Below are 19,123 nucleotides of genomic sequence, written 5' to 3'. Positions count from 1 at the left end.
AGCTAATCGGAAAGGGCTCGGCGGTGCCGGGCCTTGGGAGTCGATCGCCATGAGTTCCACTGAAACGAAACAATCGGTTGCACCAGCCGCGGCGGATCAAGATGAACGTATCCAGCGCGTCTCTTTTTGGAAGAAGGCCCTCAATCGCCCAGAGCTGGGGGCGTTAGCCGGTGCGGTATTGGTGCTTGCTTTCTTCATCGTGGCCTCTAGTGGCACGGGAATGTTTACCCCCGCAGGCATCATCAATTTTCTCGAAGTGTCGGCCCAGCTAGGCATTATCGCCACGGCGGCTGCGCTGCTAATGATTGGAGGGGAGTTCGATCTCTCGATTGGGTCGATGATCGGCTTGGCCGGCATCCTGATCGCCATACCCGCCGTCGAGTATGGCTGGCCACTGTGGGCGGCCATCTTGCTAGCGTTTTCATGTGCCGCTTTCGTGGGATGGATCAATGGTAATCTGGTGAACCGCACGGGGTTGCCTTCGTTCATCGTCACGCTGGGATTTCTCTTCATTCTGCGTGGCTTGGCGATCGGTATCAGTCGCTTACTGACAGGGCGTACTCAGGTGGGGGGCGTTAAGGATCATATCCCCGGTGATTGGTTCGCGGCGCTCTTCTCGGGCGAAGTCGCGACGGGGCTCTTTAGTTGGATGGCGGCCAATGGCTGGATCGCCACCAACTTTGCGGGCAACCCTGTCGTCTCAGGCATTCCGGTCTCCATCGTCTGGTGGTTCGGTTTAACCGCTGTAGCCACTTGGGTGCTGCTCTGTACGCCTTACGGTAACTGGATATTCGCCAGTGGCGGCGATGCCAATGCGGCGCGCAACTCGGGGGTGCCCGTCCATCGCGTCAAAATCTCACTATTCATGTTCACCGCGTTCTCCGCCACCATTTTCGCCTGCATTCAGGTCATGGATACCGGCTCGGCGGATACCATTCGCGGCTTGTTGAAAGAGCTAGAGGCCATCATCGCCGTGGTCATTGGCGGCGCTTTGCTGACTGGCGGCTATGGATCTGCCATTGGCGCGGCGCTGGGCGCACTGATCTTCGGCATGGTGCAAATGGGCATTTTTTACACCGGTGTCAATACTGACTGGTTCCAGGTCTTCCTGGGCGTGATGTTGCTGGTGGCGGTGCTTTTCAACAATTACATGCGCAAAAAGGCGATGGAGGCCAAATAAGATGACCACTCGTACGCCCATGATCGAAATGCGCAGTGTCAGCAAACACTTCGGCAGTGTGATCGCTTTGAGCGATATCTCGATGCAGGTCTATTCCGGTGAGGTAATGTGCCTTTTGGGGGACAACGGCGCTGGCAAGTCGACGCTGATCAAAACCCTCTCCGGTGTTCACCAGCCTACCCACGGCGAGATGCTGCTGGATGGCAAGCCCGCCCGTTTCAAGTCTCCGGCTTATGCACTCGACGCCGGTATCGCCACCGTTTTTCAGGATTTGGCGATGGTGCCATTAATGTCGATTACCCGTAATTTCTTCATGGGCCGTGAACCAACGGTAGGTTGGGGGCCCTTGAAGCGTATCGATTGGAAATATGCCGATCGGATCGCCAAGGAAGAAATGGCCAAAATCGGTATTGACGTACGCGACCCAAGCCAGCCGGTGGGCACGCTTTCCGGTGGCGAACGCCAGTGTGTGGCCATTGCCCGAGCCGTCTACTTTGGCGCCAAAGTGCTGATTTTGGATGAGCCAACATCCGCCCTTGGGGTCAAGCAGGCCTCCGTGGTGCTGCGCTACATCGCCAAAGCGCGCGCCGACGGCTTGGCGGTTATCTTCATTACCCACAACGTCCACCACGCTTATCCCGTGGCGGATGCCTTCACCCTACTGTCACGCGGCGGCAGTTTGGGCTCCTTCCGCAAAGAAGATATCACCCGCGAAGAGGTACTCAACATGATGGCGGGGGGCGCCGAGCTTGAGAGTCTGGACGCGGAGCTTGCGGAATTCCAGCGAGAAGATAGCGCCAAGAAGACCAGCGTGGCCGGTCAAGTTGCTCATGAGGAGGCACCCCGTGCTGGGCAGCCTTCACCACGTATTGCTGGCGGTTACTAATCCGTTACGGCCATTCACGTATATCGCGATGACCCCATACCACGGGGAGTAACGTGGGGAGACGTTTATGCTGGACAACACTATGCAACACCGACCGCTTGATCTTATTTGTCTAGGCCGCGTGGCGGTTGACCTCTACGCCGAACAGCTTGGCAGTCGTTTGGAGGACGTAGCGAGCTTTGCCAAGTACTTGGGGGGGAGCTCGGGCAATATGGCCTACGGCACTGCACGGCTTGGGCTGACGTCTGCCATGCTTTCGCGGGTGGGCAACGAACAGATGGGCAACTTCGTGCGCGAAGAGCTGGAGCGGGTGGGCGTGGATACCAGCGCGCTACAAACCGACCCAGAGCGCCATACCGGCTTGGTGCTGCTGGCGTTAAAAGACCGCGAGAGCTTCCCGCTGCTGTTTTACCGCCGCGACTGTGCCGATATGGCGATCGATGCCGAGGCCATCGACCCTGAATTCATTGCCCGGGCCAAAGCGTTGGCGATTACCGGTACGCATCTGTCTACCGATACCACTCGCAGGGCCTGCCGCAAAGCACTAGACGCCGCCGCCCATTATGGTGTGAAGCGAGTGCTGGATATCGACTACCGTCCCGTGCTGTGGGGGCTGACCAATCCCGGCGACGGTGAAACCCGCTTTATCGCCGATGACACCGTCACCACCGACCTGCAGCATTGGCTGCCGGATTTCGACCTGATCGTGGGCACCGAAGAGGAGTTCCACATTGCTGGAGGCAGTACGGACACCTTGGCGGCCCTGCGCGCGGTGCGCGACGTGAGCGACGCCACCCTGGTATGCAAGCTGGGGCCCATGGGGTGCGTGGTGTTTGAAGGCGCGATACCTGAGCGCATCGACGACGGCATTTTGGTCAAGGGCGTACAGGTCGAGGTGCTCAACGTGCTGGGTGCCGGTGATGCCTTTATGAGCGGACTTCTGCGGGGCTGGCTGCGAGGCGAATCTTGGCAAACCAGCGCTGCCTATGCCAACGCCTGCGGTGCGCTGGTGGTCTCTCGCCACGGCTGCGCGCCCGCCATGCCCACCGAGGCCGAGTTATTCGATTATCTAACTAGGCGTGATGAGGTGCCCCGTCCGGATATCGATCAACGACTGAATCATCTGCACCGCGTTACTACCCGAGTGCCAACCCAGTGGCCCGAAGTACTGGGACTGGCCTTTGACCATCGCCGCCAGCTCACCGATATGGCCCGCACCGAGCATGCGGATAGCGCGCGACTCCCCGCGCTGAAAAAACTCTTAGTCACCGCCGCCGAGCAGGGAGCCAAGCGAGGCGGTGTTTCCACGCCTGCGATTCTGGTCGACGATGTGTTGGGCCAGGACGCACTCAATCACGCCAGCGGCAAAGGCTGGTGGATCGGTCGCCCGGTGGAGCTCCCCGGCTCACGTCCGCTGCGTTTCCAGCATGGCGATGACTTGGGTGCCTGCCTGCGACACTGGCCGCGGGAACACATCATCAAATGTCTGGTGTTCTACCATCCAGACGATGAGATTGCCCTGCGCCTGGAGCAAGAAGAACGTTTGCGCCAGCTCTATCAGGCGGCATGCGCTTATGGGCTTGAGCTGTTGGTTGAGGTCATTCCTCCCGCCGATATGCCCAGCGATGACACCACGCTGCCGCGCAGCCTGCAGCGGCTCTACAACCTGGGCATTCGCCCCGATTGGTGGAAGCTTCCCGCCATGTCAGATGCGGCGTGGCAGGCGGTGAGCGAGACGATTGAGCGTGAGGATGCTCATTGCCGTGGGGTCGTACTGCTTGGTCTAGATGCTCCCATGGCCGACATGAAACGAGGCTTTGAAGCGGCAGCCAATCATGCTTGCTGTAAAGGCTTCACCGTTGGGCGCACTCTATTTTCCAGTGCTAGCCGCGATTGGCTTGCGGGACGTATCGACGACGATAGCTTGATAGAGAGGGTCGCCCAGAACTATGCCGAACTGATAAAGGCGTGGCGGCAATTAAAGCAGGCGCGACCGCAAACCCTGGCTCACACAGAGGAGGTGTAAGATGGGCACCATTCGACTCACCATGGCCCAGGCGCTGGTCAAGTATCTCTCCGCTCAGCGTATTGAGATAAATGGCCAGGAAGTGGCGCTGTTTGAAGGCGTATTTGCTATTTTTGGCCATGGCAATGTGGCGGGAATGGGTGAAGCGCTCTACCACGTGCAAGACACGCTGCCCACCTTCCGCGCCCATAACGAACAGTCCATGGCCCACGCTGCGATTGCCTTTGCCAAAGCTAATGGCCGTCAGCGCTTAATGGCGGCGACCAGTTCCATTGGCCCAGGGGCGACTAATATGGTCACCGCTGCGGCGCTCGCTCACGCCAACCGTTTGCCGATCTTGCTGCTGCCGGGGGACACCTTTGCCACCCGCGAACCGGATCCGGTACTGCAGCAGGTGGAACATTTCGGTGATCCGACCATTACCGTCAATGACTGTTTTCGCCCGGTATCGCGCTACTTCGACCGTATTAATCGCCCCGAGCAGTTGCTGACCAGCCTGCCCCAGGCGATTGCCACCCTGCTTGATCCCGAGCACTGTGGCCCCGCGACCCTGGCACTGCCCCAGGATGTGCAAACCTTTGCCTACGATTACCCAGAGGCCTTTTTTGCCCCCAAGGTACATCGCATTCGCCGCTCGCCGCCGGATGCTGTCGAGCTTCGCCAAGCCATCGCCGCACTGCAACAGGCTAAACGCCCGCTGATCATTGCCGGTGGCGGCGTGCATTATGCCGCCGCCTGCGACGCCTTGGCCGAGTTTGCCAAAATACGGGGCATCCCGGTGGCTGAAACCCAGGCGGGAAAAGGCGCACTGGCGGATAGCCATCCTTGCGCGGTGGGTGCCATTGGGGTGACCGGCAGCGCAGCCGCTAACCAGTTAGCGGAGCAGGCGGATGTCATTCTGGCAGTAGGGACGCGGCTGCAGGACTTTACCACCGGCTCCCGGGCGCTGTTTGACGGCAGCGAAAAAACGCTTATCGCCCTCAACGTTGGCCGTTTCGACAGCCTCAAGCATCAAGCGCTGCCGCTTAGCTGCGACGCCTTGATCGGGCTTGGCCAACTCAATGCGGCGCTGGGCGAGTGGCGCGGCGGCGATGAATGGCGCGAACGAATCGGAACACTCAAGCGCGAATGGGCCGAAATCGTACGCAAAGTGACCGCCGACCAAGGGTTGGTGCTGCCCACTGATGCTCAAGTGATCGGTGCAGTCAATCGCCAGGCTAGCAACGATACCACCGTGGTATGCGCCGCCGGTGGCTTGCCCGGCGAGCTGCATAAGCTCTGGCAATGTTCGGGCCCCGGCAGCTACCACGTCGAGTACGGTTTCTCCTGCATGGGCTATGAAATAGCAGGCGGGCTGGGCGTCAAGATGGCCAAGCCAGAACGGGAAGTAGTGGTGATGGTGGGTGATGGCAGCTACCTGATGCACAATTCAGAGCTGGCGACCTCGGTGATGCTGGGCCACAAGCTGATCGTCGTGGTGTTGGATAACCGCGGCTATGGCTGTATCAACCGCTTACAGCACGCCACCGGCGGTGCCGGATTCAACAACCTGCTGCAGGATTGCCGCACTATCGAGGCGGGCGCCCCCAAAACCGACTTTGCCGCCCACGCCAAAGCTCTGGGCTGTGAGGGTGAGTCAGTGAGCGGCATTGCCGAGCTGGAGCAAGCGCTGGTGCGCGCCCGCAGCGCCACCACGACGTACGTGATCGCTCTGGACACCGACCCGTTACCCAGCACCGAGGAAGGCGGGGCTTGGTGGGACGTCGCCGTGCCCGAGGTCTCCGAGCGTGAGCAGGTCAATGACGCCTATCAGGGTTATCGCGAGGCCAAGCAGCGCCAAGCCCGCTAATCGAATGCCATACAGCAGAGAGTCGGCGATAGGGTAAAGCGCTCTAACGCCGAGAATGCTCAAACACTCATAAGGAATGTTCTATGCCAACGGTGACTTTAGGCATCAATCCCCTCACCTGGACGAACGACGACTTGCCCAGTTTGGGCGGCGCAACACCGCTGGAAACTTGCTTGCAAGAGGGCCGCGAAGCAGGCTTTAGCGGCTTTGAATTAGGTAATAAATTTCCCCGAACGCCCGACGCCTTGAATCAGGTGCTTACCGCCCACGACTTGGCGCTTGTGTCTGGCTGGTACTCCGCACGCTTGCTGGAGCGCACGCCTGAAGAGGAGATTGACGCCATTCAGGATCATATGAACCTGCTCAAAGAGTGCGGCGCGAAGGTGATGGTGCTGTGTGAAGTCACCCACTGTGTGCATGGCGATCAGGAGCGCCCGCTCTCACAGCGTCCGCATCTATCCGAGCAAGAGTGGCAGCGCCTGCTGAGTGGTTTAGAGGTGGTGGGCGACTACCTGACATCCCAGGGCATTCAGTTGGTGTATCACCACCACCTGGGCACGGTGATCGAAAGCCAGACCGACGTTGAACGCTTAATGGACAACACCGGCGAAGGCGTAGGGCTGCTGCTTGATTTTGGTCATTTGCGCGGGGCTGGCGGCGATCCGCTTGCCATTGCCAAACGCTATAGCCAGCGGATTCATCACGTGCACTGCAAAGACCTGCGCTTCCCAGTGCTGGATGCGGTACGCAACCGCGATAAAAGCTTTTTAAACGGCGTGCTAGACGGCCTGTTTACGGTGCCAGGGGATGGCGATGTGGATTTCCTGCCTGCCTTAACCCACCTGTGCGAACAGGGCTACCAGGGCTGGTTAGTGGTTGAAGCCGAACAAGACCCGGAAGTCGCCCACCCGCTGACTTACGCCCGCCTGGGTTATCGCAACCTACGTCAACTTGCCGAGCAGGCAGGCTTCGACATTGCCAGCTAAACAGCGCCAGCGCCGCCTTTTAATCAGGAGCCTATATGCAAACGTTATCCCACTATCTTAATGGTCAGCTCTCCGCCGGTCAGAGCCAGCGCACTTCCCCGGTTTATAACCCGTCCACCGGTGAGCAGAGCGCCCAGGTGGCGCTGGCCACCGCTGACGAAACCAGCGAAGCGGTGCGCATCGCCGACGAGGCCTTTGTCGCCTGGTCAAAAACCTCGCCGCTGAAGCGCTCGCGCATCCTGTTTAAGTTTAAAGCGCTGGTCGAGGAACACACCGATGAGCTGGCGCGAATGATTTCCAGCGAACACGGCAAGGTGTTCTCTGACGCCAAAGGTGAAGTGACCCGGGGCTTGGAAGTAGTCGAGTTTGCTTGCGGCATTCCCCACTTGCAGAAGGGCGAGCACTCCATGAACGTCGGCACCGGCGTGGATAGCTACTCGATGATGCAGCCGCTGGGTGTATGCGCTGGTATCTCGCCGTTCAACTTCCCTGCCATGGTACCCATGTGGATGTTCCCCATCGCCCTGGCCTGCGGCAACACCTTCGTTATGAAGCCTTCTGAAAAAGACCCCTCCACACCCCTGCGCCTAGCCGAGCTGCTTAAAGAAGCGGGTCTGCCAGATGGCGTCTTCAATGTCGTCAATGGCGATAAAGAAGCGGTGGATGTACTGCTTACTGATGAGCGTGTTCAGGCAGTGAGCTTTGTGGGTTCCACGCCCATCGCCGAGTACATCTATGCTACCGCATCAGCCCATGGCAAGCGCGTTCAGGCCCTGGGCGGTGCCAAAAACCATATGGTGATCATGCCCGATGCGGATCTCGATCAAGCTGTGGGTGCCCTGATGGGCGCGGCCTATGGCTCGGCAGGCGAGCGCTGCATGGCGATTTCGGTAGCCGTACCCGTGGGCGAAGAGACCGCCAATCGTTTGCGCGAAAAACTGGTGGCCGAACTGGATAAGCTGACGGTTGGGCCAGGGCTGGTCGATGGCCCAGATAACGATATGGGGCCGCTGATCACCCGCGAGCACCGCGATAAAGTGGCGGGCTATATCCAGTCCGGGGTGGATGAGGGCGCAGAACTCGTAGTCGATGGTCGCCAAACAACGATTGATGGCGCGGGCGATGGCTACTTTATCGGCGGCACGCTGTTCGATCATGTAACGCCAGACATGCGAATTCACTCTGAAGAAATATTCGGCCCGGTGCTGGCGATTGCTCGCGTGGCTAGCTTCGACGAAGCGGTCAGCATGATCAATGCCCATGAATACGGCAATGGCACGGCAATCTTTACCCGCGATGGCGATGCCGCACGTCAGTATTGCGAGCAAATCCAGGTCGGCATGGTCGGCGTTAATGTACCGATCCCAGTACCCATGGCGTTCCACAGCTTCGGCGGTTGGAAGCGCTCGCTGTTTGGCCCGCTGCATATGCACGGTCCGGACGGTGTGCGTTTTTACACCCGCATGAAGACCATCACCCAGCGCTGGCCTAGCGGCATTCGTGAAGAGACCAACCATTTCACCATGCCGACCATGTAAACAGGCTACGGGGCATGACACCAACCAACGCCGGGCTCAGCTCGGCGTTATTGTTTTATAACAACAGGGATAATCACAATGAAAACCCTCAAGATTGGCCTCATTGGTACCGGTTTTATGGGCAAAGCCCACGCCATTGCCTTTAACGCAGCGCCCAGCGTTTTTGAGCTGCCCGCCAAACCTGTTTGCGAACTGCTGGCGGACGTTAATCTTACCATTGCGGAGAACCGAGCACTTGCCTGGGGATTTGCTCGCGCCACCGACGATTGGCGCGCTTTGGTAGAAGATAGTGCGGTGGACGTAGTGGATATTTGCGCGCCCAACTTCCTACATAAAGAGATGGCCCTGGCCGCCATTGCCGCTGGCAAGCATGTTTATGCTGAAAAGCCGCTGGCGCTGAGCACGGCAGACGCTGACGAGATGGTCGCCGCGGCTGAAAAGGCGGGTGTCAAAACCTTGGTGGGCTTTAACTATATTCGCAATTCCGCCACCCAGCTTGCCCGCCAGATTGTCGCCAGCGGTGAAATTGGTGAGCTGATTCATTTTCGTGGGCGGCACAACGAGGATTATCTGCTTGACCCGCAAAAGCCCCACGATTGGCATACACAGCGTGCGACCGCAGGCACCGGTGCGTTAGGCGATGTTGGCTCACATATTCTCAACATGGCTGAGTTTTTAACTGGGCAGCGCATTAAAGAGGTATGCGGACAACTGCAGACCGTTATCCCAATGCGACCGAAGGCTGACGGGAGTGGAATGGCCGCAGTTGAAAATGACGATCACGCTCAGGCCATGCTGCGGTTTGACCAGGGGTTAATTGGCAATATCGAAACTTCACGGGTGGCGGCTGGCCGTAAAATGGGCTTGGCCTACACACTCACGGGCACCAAAGGCGCCATTGTGTTTGACCAGGAGCGCATGAGCGAACTGCAGCTATATCGTCATGTTGATGCTAACGGTAGGCGCGGGTTCACCACTCTGTTAGCAGGCCCAGAACATCCCGATTATGCTGCTTTCAGCCCTGCGGCCGGACACGGCTTGGGCTATAACGATCAGAAAATTATTGAGGTGCGCGACCTGGTCGAAGGCATTATCAATGATCGCCCCCTTTACCCCGACTTTCGTGAAGCAGCACGCGTTAACCGATTGATTGATGCCATCGAAAGGTCAGATCAGTCGGGGCAGTGGGTGATGATATAGCCGTTGCTACGGCACATAGCGCTTGGGCCTTCACATTAAGGCCCAAACGCCTTTCCATCGCGTTGATCACAAAATAATCAGCGTCGCCAGCCCTAAGAACGAGAGAAAGCCCACCACGTCGGTGACCGTGGTGAGGATGACCGCGCCGGAGAGGGCGGGATCGATTTGTAAGCGTTTCAGTACCAAAGGAATGAGAACGCCGGAAAGGTTGGCGAGGCTCATGTTGATGAAGATCGCCAACGTAATCACGAGGGTGATGAGCGGGTCGCTAAACCACAGGTAGGAAATGCCGCCTACTACTAGGGCCCAGACTAAGCCGTTGCTCATGCCGACCCACATCTCTTTATTATAGAGCCACTGCTTGTTGTTACCGGCAATTTGCCCCAACGCCAAGCCGCGGATGACCACTGTGAGCGTTTGGCTGCCTGCAATCCCGCCCATGCTGGCGACTACCGGCATCAGGATGGCGAGGGCGACGATTTGATCCAGCACCGCTTCGAACTGCCCAATCACAAAGGCGGCTAAGAACGCGGTTAATAGGTTGATACCAAGCCAAATGCCACGGCTCTTGGCGCTGCGCAGAATTGGGGTGAACACCTCTTCTTCGTCGCTGACGCCGGACATGTGCTTCAAGGTCATGTCCGCATCGTCTTGGGTAATTTCCAGCACGTCGGCGGCGTTCAGCTGGCCTACCAGTAGCCCGTCGCTGTTACACACCGGCACGAAGGGCAGCTCCTTGGAGCGCAGCAGGGCGGCGGCGTCGCTCACCTTCATCTGATCATTCAGCGTGTAAGGCGCATCGTCCATAAACTCGTCGACGGTGCTCTCCTGAGGCTGCTTGACCAAGTCGATCAGCGTCAGGGTGCCGAGCAGGCGCTTGTCTTTGTCGGTGATCATCACCTGCTGAGAATCGTCGTCCAACAGGTGGTGAATGCGGATATAGCGCTGTACCGCTTCCAGTGATACCCCCTGTTTTACATTGACCGTCTCCGGGTCCATGTAGCGGCCGACCATGTCCTCTTCGTAGGTGTAGAGGTTCTCGACCTGGGCGCGAATTTCCTGATCGAGGCTGGCATAGACGGTGGTTTTGATCTCTTCGTCGGCGACATCGAGAACTTCCGCGACTTCTTGCGCGTCCAGCCCCTTGACGATCTGTTCAACATCGCTGGCGCTTAGGTCTTCGATGTAATCGGCGCGAATGTCCTCGTCGACCTCGGCGAGCACTTCCCCGAGCAGCGTCTCTGGAATGTACTCCCACAGCAGGTCACGCGTTTTGGCAGGAAAAGACTCAAGGGTGCGCGCAATCGCTAAGATATCGAGCTCGTTGAATAGCTCGTTCAGGGCAGCCGTATCTTCCTCGTCGAGCAACTTTTGAAGATAGAGCAACTGCTCCTCGGTGTTGGTGTACTTCTCTTCATCGCGCATAGAGTCCATCCTTTGATCATTAATTTTTGACACAACTACTTGAAAGCGCTTGATGGCTCGTTATGAATCTTATCGACAGGCGGGGTTGAAAGCCATGAAGGCTTTTTTACCATCATGGCGAGTCATGCCGCATCGCGGAGGTAAGACCGGGACGTGTTAGTGCCGAGTTGCAAAGGCCACGCGGACGCCATGCTCAAGCCGCTGCTGGGCTGACACTGGTGGTGTCGGGTTGCCAATCATCTCATCGGCGGCATCGGCCCAGGTGAGGATGCCGTGGGTAAAGCCCAGCGGTGCCAGCGCGCGGCTGACCCACTGAGTGCCGCTGAACCTTTTCGTTTCGCCCTGTGGGTTGACCAGTAAGCTGACCGACGCGCCCCTATGCAGGCGCACGATGTACCAGCCCATATCGATGCCATGCAGCTCGACGTCAGGCAGCGGTGCGGTCAGTTGGGAAAGCTCTTCCAGGGTCAAACGAGGGGGGAGTGGTGAAGACATAGCGGCACCTCATTGGCTCAACTGTGTTTATGTAGAGTCTAATGAGTGTGATGGATTTGTATAGCTTTTGGTGCGTGTTGGTGGGCAAGGGTCAACCGTTTGCGCACGGATCGTCATATAACGGTCGTGAATGCGTCATGGTTAATTCATCTTTGCCTAATAGTCTCTTCCCAAACGCAGACGTCCGTTCTGACCAGCGATGACGAGGAGAGCACCATGAGCAAGGAAATCGAAGATCACCGCCTGTTTAACCACAGCCATAACCAGCCGTTTGCCGAGGTGTTGGCTCAGCACGTCTCTCGGCGCGACGTAATGCGAGGCGGCCTGGGGTTGGCGGCAGCGTCCATGTTGGGGTTTGGCGGGGCTGCGCAGGCGCTCGCAGGCGAGCAGGCGAAAACGCCGCTCACACTGGCCTTTGAGGCCGTACGCGGTTCCCGCACCGATGCCGTGGTCGTGCCGGAGGGCTACGTAGCCCAGGTGTTAGTGCCCTGGGGTACGCCGCTGCAGGCAGGCCAGGAGTGGCAGGCCGACCAGCCCATGACACCCGAGCGTCAGGCGATGAGCGTGGGCATGCACCACGACGGCATGGCTGGTTTCGCCCTGGATGCGGATAACGCCTCGCGCCGTTTTGTGCTGGCGCTGAACAACGAGTACATCGATCAAGACGCGCTGTGGGCACCCCAAGGTGGGCCGACCAATGCCGAAGCGGGCGCGCGCCCCGCAGACGAATCACGCACCGAAATCAATGCCCACGGCGTCACGTTGGTTGAAGTTGAGAAAGACGCTAACGGCCAGTGGTCTCACGTTGCCAATTCGCCCTATAACCGCCGCTTCACCAGCGCCACGGTGATGGATCTCGCCGGCCCCGTGGCGGGTAGCGACTACGTAAAAACCCAGTTCTCCCCTGACGGCACGCAAACCCGCGGCACCAACAACAACTGCGGTAACGGCGTGACGCCCTGGGGCACCTATATCGCCTGTGAAGAGAACTGGCCCGATATCTTCGTCAATCGTGGCGAGCGCTTCCAGGATGATGCGCGTATCGGTATTCCCACGGATAAAAGCCGCTACGGCTGGGACACCTCAGCGGGCGACGCCACCGAGCAAAACGGTGAGTTTGCGCGCTTTGACATCACTCCACGCGGTGAGCGTGCCGAAGATGACTACCGCAACGAGGCACGTACCTTCGGCTACCAAGTAGAAGTCGACCCCTACAGCGGTGCTCGCGCGGTGAAGCGTACGGCGCTGGGACGTTTTCGTCATGAAGGGTGCTGGCTGGGCAAATTAGAAGCGGGCAAGCCCATCGTTTACTATTCAGGCCACGATGCCCGTAACGAGTATGTCTACAAGTACGTCTCTGATGCCGCCTGGGATCCCGCCGATGCCAACCGCCCCGGCGCTGATTACGACCGCCTCGCCATCGGCAATAAATACATGGATAACGGTACGCTCTACGTGGCGCGCTTCCATGCCGATGGCAGCGGCGAGTGGCTGCCACTCACACCAAGCGCCAAGACCCAGGATGGCCGCACGCTGGCCGCCGCACTTGGCCTAGCCGAGAACGATTTGGCAGGCATCATCATCAACACCTGCGATGCCGCCGACCTGCTGGGCGCCACGCCGATGGACCGTCCCGAGTGGGCCACGGTAGACCCGGCCTCGGGTGAGGTGTATCTCACGTTGACGAACAACACCCAGCGCAGTGACGAGGGCAGCGATGCCACCTTCACTAATGACGGCAGCGAGCTTAGCCAGCCTGGTGTCGGGTTCGCTACCGCCCCGGCGAACGCAGCGAACCCCCGCGCCAATAACGAGGCCGGGCACGTGATTCGCTGGCGGGAGAGCCGCTTGCCCAACGCCTTCACCTGGGAAGTATTTGTGTTCGGCGCAGCGGCCGATGACGCGGATAACCACTCCGGGCTAAACGAGATGAACCAGTTCGCCAGCCCCGATGGCCTGTGGTTCGATGAGCGTGAAGATGGCCAAGGCATCCTGTGGATTCAGACCGACAACGGCTATGAAGGCGTTACCGAGCACACCAACGACCAGCTATTGGCCGTGGTGCCCCAAGGGTTAGAGGATATTCGCGGTACGGGGCCGGTGATCAACAGCAGCAACCAGCAGCAGCTCAAACGCTTTGCGGTGGGGCCGAACGGCTGCGAAGTGACCGGCATCTTTGCCACGCCGGATAAAACCGCGCTGTTCATCAACATCCAGCACCCCGACAACTGGCCCGCGGATGGCAGTGCCCTGGTGCAAGACGCCACTGCGGCGGCGAGTGGGCAAGTACGCCCGCGTGCCGCCACCGTGGTGATTCAGAAGCGCGATGGTGGGCCGGTGGGGGTGTGAACCACGAACACGCGATCAACGGTTTAAACCATGCTCCAAGCCCCGCGAAGGCGGGGCTTTTTAATGCGCATCAGCGCCGCCCATACGCTGCCAAAAAAACATCGACGGCGCTGGTGATTTGCCGCTGAATTTCCTCCTCGGTGGGCGTGGGGCGCACGCCCATCCGCACCTCCTTAATCAGCATACCCTGCCACATGCTGCAGAGCTGGTCGGCGGCGCGTGCCGGGTCGGGTAGGCTCAGGTGGCCAGCGCTGGCCAATCCTTCCAGTTTTTCGCGCAGCCACTGGCTGATAGCCCACGGGCCCGCGTCGAAAAAGGCCCTCAGCAGCTTGGGGTGCTGCTCGCCCTGGTGGCTCATGACTCGCTCTACCGCCAGAACGTGGGGTTCCAGCAAAAAACGCAGCATGCAGACCCCTACCTCGATCAGTGACTGGCGCACGGCGTCGTGGGTATCGGGAAGTTGGGCCAGCCCTTGACGGATCGTCGCGGTTTCGCGGCGGATGACGCTGCCAAACAGTGTCTCTTTCGTCGCGAAATGTCCGTACACCGTCACTTTCGACACGCCGGCTTCCCGCGCGACGGCTTCCATGGTGACGGCCTCCAAACCGTTGCGAAAAAAGAGGCAGGCCGCAGCGTCCAGCATCGCATCGCGTTTTGCCATGTCTTTGGGGCGGCCTGCGCTGCGTTTTTGGTCAGGCGACGTCGGTCGAGCGTCTGTCATGCAAGAAATCCATGCCCATACGTAAATAGTTATTGAACGGTAATGTACACATATTATAGTGAACGCTATCGTTCAAGAATAAACCATTTCGAGGCCAACATGGGTACGTTGAAGACTTCTTGGGGGCACCGGCTGCGCGGTGCGCTGGCGGCGTTGCTAATGATCGGTGTAACGCTGGTCGTGGTGGCGCTGGTGTCCAGTCAGCGTAGTAGCGCTCAGCAGGCGCGTCAGGAGGGCGCGGATAACGCCCTGCTCCAGGTCGTGGCGCAGCCGCTGGCGCAGGCTGACACGCTGACGCGAGAAGTGCGTTTAACCGGCCGAGTGGTGGCGCGCCAGTCGGTATCGTTGGCCTTCGAACCGGCCGGGCGAGTGGAGACTCTGCTGGCCGACCGAGGCGATGCAGTTGAGCAGGGCGAAGTGTTGGCCACCCTTGATACCCGCCGGCTAGAGAGCCGCCTAGCCGAAGTGGCAGCACGCAGCGAAGAGGCACGCGCGAGCCTCGCTCTGGCCCAGCGTCAGGAAGAGCGCGAAGCGCAGTTGAACCAGAGCAACTTTGCGAGCCGTACGGCGTTGGATCAGGCCCGCACCGACCGGTTGACCCTGCAAGCGCGACTCTCTGCGTTGGCCGCCGAGCGCGATAGCCTCACGGCCGATCTAGAAGACAGCACGCTCAAAGCGCCGTTTGCGGGCCGAGTGGTCGAGCGCTACATCGATGTAGGAAGCCTCGTGACGAGCGGCACGGCGGCGTTCGATGTCATCGATACGCGCCAGTTGGAGGCTCACCTTGGCTTGCCCGCGCGGCTGGCGGCGACGTTTGCCGTCGGGGAGGCCGTGATGCTGCAGGTGAACGATCAAACGATCGAGGGCAGCGTGCGTGCCCGGTTGCCCCAAGTGGATGGCGACAGCCGTACACAAACCTTGGTCGTGGCGATGACGGGCGACCATGCTGCCGTGCCTGGCGATTTGGCCGAGTTGAGCTACTCGATGACCGAACCCGCGAGCGGTTATTGGGTACCGCTAGCGGCGCTGCGTGCTGCCGACCGGGGTCTGTGGAACGTATTGATTGTCGAGCCAGACGAGGACGACCGCTACCGCGTTGCGCAAGCTAGCGTCGAGCTACTGCACACCGAAGGGGATGACGCCTTCGTGCGGGGCACTTTGGCCCCGGGTATGCGTTTGATTCGCAGTGGTACTCACCGCATTACGCCCGGGCAGCAGGTCACGCTGAGCGAGGACGTGGCCCATGCGCATTGAGTGGTTGTTCAATCGCCGCCTGCTGGCCCTCTCGCTGGGCCTGCTCATCGCCGCCGGGCTGTCGGCCGTTCAAACGCTGCCGCGCGCAGAAGATCCCTACCTCATCGCGCGCAATGCCACGGTACTGGCGCCGTACCCAGGCGCCACCCCAGAGCAGATCGAAGCGCTGGTGGCCAGGCCGATCGAGCAAGAACTACGCACCATTTCCGAGATCAGCGTGCTGGAATCCACGTCTCGCCAAGGCATCGCGCTGCTGAGTCTCGAACTGGGTGACGACGTCACCAACGTGGCGCCGGTATGGAGCCGCGTGCGCGATAAGCTGGGCGATGTGGCACCGTCGTTGCCGGAAGGGGTAGACACTCCAGAGTTGTTAGATGATCGCGGCTACGCCTTCAGCCTCGTGGCCGCGCTGCGTTGGACGCTGGATACGCCGCCCAACCCACAGCTCATGGAGCGTTACGCCGAACGCTTGGAAGATGCGTTTCGGCAGGTGGCCGGCACCGAATATACCCACCGCTTTGGCGTGGCCGGCGAGCAGGTCGAGGTGATGGTCGATCCGCTGGAGCTCAATGCCCTCGGACTTTCCGTGGGCCAACTGGCTGCCGCCATCGACGCCAGCGATGGACGACGCACCGCTGGCGAGGTGGTCACCCAAGGGTACCGTCTCACGGTAGGGCTGAGCGGGGAATTCGACGCGCTGGATCGTCTGCGGGAGATCAACGTGACGACTCGGCAGGGGCAAAGCGTCAAATTGGGCGAAATTGCCGAACTGCGCCGCGGTGTACAAGACCCACCCAGCGCCGTGGCGCTGCTCAACGGTGAGCGAGCGGTGTTCGTGGGCGCGCGCATGGCGCCTGGTCAGCGGATCGATCTCTGGGTGGCACGGGCGCAGGAGCGACTCGCGGCCTTCGCCGATGAGCTGCCGGTGGGGCTCGCCGTCGAGGAAGTGTTCGAGCAGGCCAGCTACACCAATCAGCGGTTGAGCGACGTGGCGCTTAGCCTGCTGATGGGGTTGGTGCTGGTGGTGGGTATTCTGTTTCTGACCATGGGGTGGCGTTCGGCGCTCACCGTGGGGCTGGCCATTCCCGCCACCGCCCTGCTGACATTGGCGCTGTTCCGGCCGTTGGGCATGGAAATCCACCAGATGAGTATTATCGGCATCATCGTCGCGCTGGGTCTGATGGTGGACAACGCGATCGTGATGACCAATGCCCTGCGGGAGCGCTTTCTGCAGGGCGATTCCGCGCTGGTCGCGACTCGGGATGCGTTGCGCCATTTGGCGGTGCCGCTGCTTGCTAGCACGCTGACGACCGTGCTGGCCTTCATGCCCATCGTGCTCATGCCGGGCCCGGCGGGCGAGTTCGTCGGGCCGCTCGCCATGGCGGTGATGGTGGCCCTGGTCAGCTCCTACCTGATCTCCCTGTTTCTGGTGCCCGCGCTATCGCCCATGTTGCTGGCCAAAGTGGCGGCCAAACCGCCCGCCCCGCGGGATAATGCGCTCAAGCGTGCCTTCCGAGGTACGGTGCGCAGTGCACTGCGCCACCCAGTGGCCGCCATGGTGATCACGCTCTGCGTGCCGGTGGGGGGCATGGCGCTGATGCCCACGCTGGACGTGGCGTTCTTCCCGCCCGCCGACCGCGATCAGTTCCACGTGGAAGTACGCCTGCCTCCTGCCAGCAGCATGGCGCAAACGGAATCGCTGGCCCACGACGTCGAGCGTATGGTGCGCGAGCTGCCGGGCGTGGTGCGTGTGTCTGCGTTCGTCGGTGAAAGCGCGCCGATGATGTATTACAACGTGCTAACGAACGAGGACAACAACCCGGCGTTTTTACACCTCATCGTCGATACGGCATCGCTGGACGTCACTCGCCAGCAAGTGCCCCAACTGCAGCAAGCGCTTGACCAACGCTTTCCCCAAGCCCAGAGCGTTGTACGCAAGTACGAGCAGGGGCCGCCGTTCCAAGCCCCTATCGAACTACGGGTGTACGGTGACGATCTCGACATACTCTCTTCTCTGGGGTTAGAGCTGGCGGGCCTGATGCACCAGCTTCCCCAGGTGACCCACGTGCGTGCCGGGATGCAGCAGGACCTGCCACGCCTGATGCTGGAGATCGACCAAACAGCGCTGAGCGATGCCGGACTGTCGCCCCAGACCCTAGCCGAGCAGGTGGGGGCCGCACTCTCTGGCCAGCCTGCGGGTGTTTTGCTGGAAGATACTCAGCAGTTGCCGGTACGCGTGCGCTATGCCGATGCGTGGCGCACCGATGCCGAGCAGCTGGCCGCCTTGCGCCTGGTCAGCGACCAGGTCAGCGAGGGGTTACCGCTGGCCGCCGTGGCCGAGAGCTATCTGGCGCCGTCGTGGAGCGTCATTACCCGCCGTAACGCCGAGCGCGTGCAGCTCGTGCAGGGCTATTTGGTGGCCGATGCGCTGCCGGCCGTCTCCATGGCGCAGCTCGATGCCAAGCTGCAAGCAGCCATCGATGCGGGTGAGATACGCCTGCCTCCCGGTTATCGGATCGAGACCGGTGGGGAAGCCGCCGAGCGTGACGAAGCGGTTAGCCAACTGCTCGCCTCGGTCGTGCTGCTAGTGATTGCCATGGTGGCCACGGTCGTACTGGCCTTTAATTCCTTCCGCCGCGCCGCCATTGTGTTCATTGCCGGTGCCCAGGCGATGGGCATGGGGGTCGTAGCACTGCTGCTGAGCGGCCACGCCTTCGGCTTCGTGATCATCGTCGGCATCATGGGGTTGGTGGGGGTGGCGATCAACGCAACGATCATCATCATTGCCGCGTTCGATGATGATCCTGCGGCTCGGCAAGGCGATAGGGAAGCCATGCTGGCGGTCATTAGCGGGCCGACCAGTCGGCACATCGTCTCGACCACCATCACGACCTTTGCCGGGCTCATTCCACTCATGGTGGCCGCCGGTGGGCTTTGGCCACCTTTCGCGCAAACCGTGGGCTTTGGACTACTCTTGGCCACACTGGTGTCGTTTTTCTTCACGCCAGCGCTTTACCGGCTGTGGGTCGCTAGGGCCGAGTAACGGTCAGCCCTTTTCGCTTATTCATAACGTGGACTATATTGCTATTTAGTAAACGAGCGTATCCTTTGTGTAATGGCGACGTGGTCGGCGCAGAAAGGGTACGTATTGTCGAGAGGCATATCGCGCTTGGATCACGGCTCGTTTCTGGGACGAAACGGCCCAGGCGCCGAC

General features: G+C 60.1%; 13 protein-coding genes. 10 read left to right on the top strand and 3 right to left on the bottom strand.

Features of this window, described 5'->3' with window-relative positions:
* Positions 1–49: 49 nt before the first annotated feature.
* The 7 genes from QIT27_RS09935 to QIT27_RS09905 all read left to right on the top strand — a co-directional run bounded on the left by QIT27_RS09935 (position 50) and on the right by QIT27_RS09905 (position 9,665).
* The gene (locus QIT27_RS09935; protein WP_285263687.1) at positions 50–1,180 is read left to right on the top strand and encodes an ABC transporter permease; all 1,131 of its coding nucleotides are present in this window, start codon (positions 50–52) and stop codon (positions 1,178–1,180) included.
* A gap of 1 nt (position 1,181) precedes the next feature.
* Positions 1,182–2,066: an ATP-binding cassette domain-containing protein gene (locus QIT27_RS09930; protein ID WP_285263686.1), complete on the top strand. Its 885-nt coding sequence runs from the start codon at positions 1,182–1,184 to the stop codon at positions 2,064–2,066.
* A 67-nt stretch (positions 2,067–2,133) separates the two neighbouring features.
* On the top strand, positions 2,134–4,092 hold the full coding sequence (locus QIT27_RS09925) for a bifunctional 5-dehydro-2-deoxygluconokinase/5-dehydro-2-deoxyphosphogluconate aldolase (RefSeq protein WP_285263685.1): 1,959 nt from the start codon (positions 2,134–2,136) through the stop codon (positions 4,090–4,092).
* 1 nt (position 4,093) lies between these two features.
* Complete coding sequence (gene iolD, locus QIT27_RS09920) at positions 4,094–5,941, top strand: 3D-(3,5/4)-trihydroxycyclohexane-1,2-dione acylhydrolase (decyclizing) (protein ID WP_285263684.1); 1,848 nt, start codon at positions 4,094–4,096, stop codon at positions 5,939–5,941.
* Between the two features lie 83 nt (positions 5,942–6,024).
* Positions 6,025–6,927, top strand: a complete 903-nt coding sequence (gene iolE, locus QIT27_RS09915) for a myo-inosose-2 dehydratase (RefSeq protein ID WP_285263683.1) — start codon at positions 6,025–6,027, stop codon at positions 6,925–6,927.
* A 35-nt stretch (positions 6,928–6,962) separates the two neighbouring features.
* A complete protein-coding gene (locus QIT27_RS09910) occupies positions 6,963–8,465 on the top strand; it encodes a CoA-acylating methylmalonate-semialdehyde dehydrogenase (RefSeq protein ID WP_285263682.1) in 1,503 nt (500 codons plus the stop codon).
* Between the two features lie 78 nt (positions 8,466–8,543).
* On the top strand, positions 8,544–9,665 hold the full coding sequence (locus QIT27_RS09905) for a Gfo/Idh/MocA family protein (RefSeq protein WP_285263681.1): 1,122 nt from the start codon (positions 8,544–8,546) through the stop codon (positions 9,663–9,665).
* Between the two features lie 66 nt (positions 9,666–9,731).
* Here the strand turns inward: QIT27_RS09905 and mgtE are convergent, their stop codons facing one another.
* The gene (gene mgtE / locus QIT27_RS09900; protein WP_159343372.1) at positions 9,732–11,090 is read right to left on the bottom strand and encodes a magnesium transporter; all 1,359 of its coding nucleotides are present in this window, start codon (positions 11,088–11,090) and stop codon (positions 9,732–9,734) included.
* A 156-nt stretch (positions 11,091–11,246) separates the two neighbouring features.
* Positions 11,247–11,585, bottom strand: a complete 339-nt coding sequence (locus QIT27_RS09895) for a DUF6482 family protein (RefSeq protein ID WP_285263680.1) — start codon at positions 11,583–11,585, stop codon at positions 11,247–11,249.
* 216 nt (positions 11,586–11,801) lie between these two features.
* Here QIT27_RS09895 and QIT27_RS09890 point away from each other — a divergent pair, with 216 nt between their 5' ends.
* On the top strand, positions 11,802–13,934 hold the full coding sequence (locus QIT27_RS09890; RefSeq protein WP_285263679.1) for a PhoX family protein: 2,133 nt from the start codon (positions 11,802–11,804) through the stop codon (positions 13,932–13,934).
* Positions 13,935–14,004: 70 nt separating this feature from the next.
* Here the strand turns inward: QIT27_RS09890 and QIT27_RS09885 are convergent, their stop codons facing one another.
* Positions 14,005–14,655 (bottom strand): TetR/AcrR family transcriptional regulator, encoded by a 651-nt coding sequence (locus QIT27_RS09885; protein ID WP_159343369.1) that lies wholly within the window; start codon positions 14,653–14,655, stop codon positions 14,005–14,007.
* Between the two features lie 99 nt (positions 14,656–14,754).
* Here QIT27_RS09885 and QIT27_RS09880 point away from each other — a divergent pair, with 99 nt between their 5' ends.
* Positions 14,755–15,909, top strand: a complete 1,155-nt coding sequence (locus QIT27_RS09880) for an efflux RND transporter periplasmic adaptor subunit (protein WP_285263678.1) — start codon at positions 14,755–14,757, stop codon at positions 15,907–15,909.
* A complete protein-coding gene (locus QIT27_RS09875) occupies positions 15,899–18,952 on the top strand; it encodes an efflux RND transporter permease subunit (RefSeq protein WP_285263677.1) in 3,054 nt (1,017 codons plus the stop codon). Before QIT27_RS09880 ends, QIT27_RS09875 begins: the two co-directional genes overlap by 11 nt.
* Positions 18,953–19,123: the final 171 nt, after the last annotated feature.

The organism is Halomonas sp. LC1 (genome assembly GCF_030247125.1).
Classification (GTDB): Bacteria; Pseudomonadota; Gammaproteobacteria; order Pseudomonadales; family Halomonadaceae; genus Vreelandella.
This window is presented reverse-complemented; position numbering and strand designations above follow the sequence as displayed.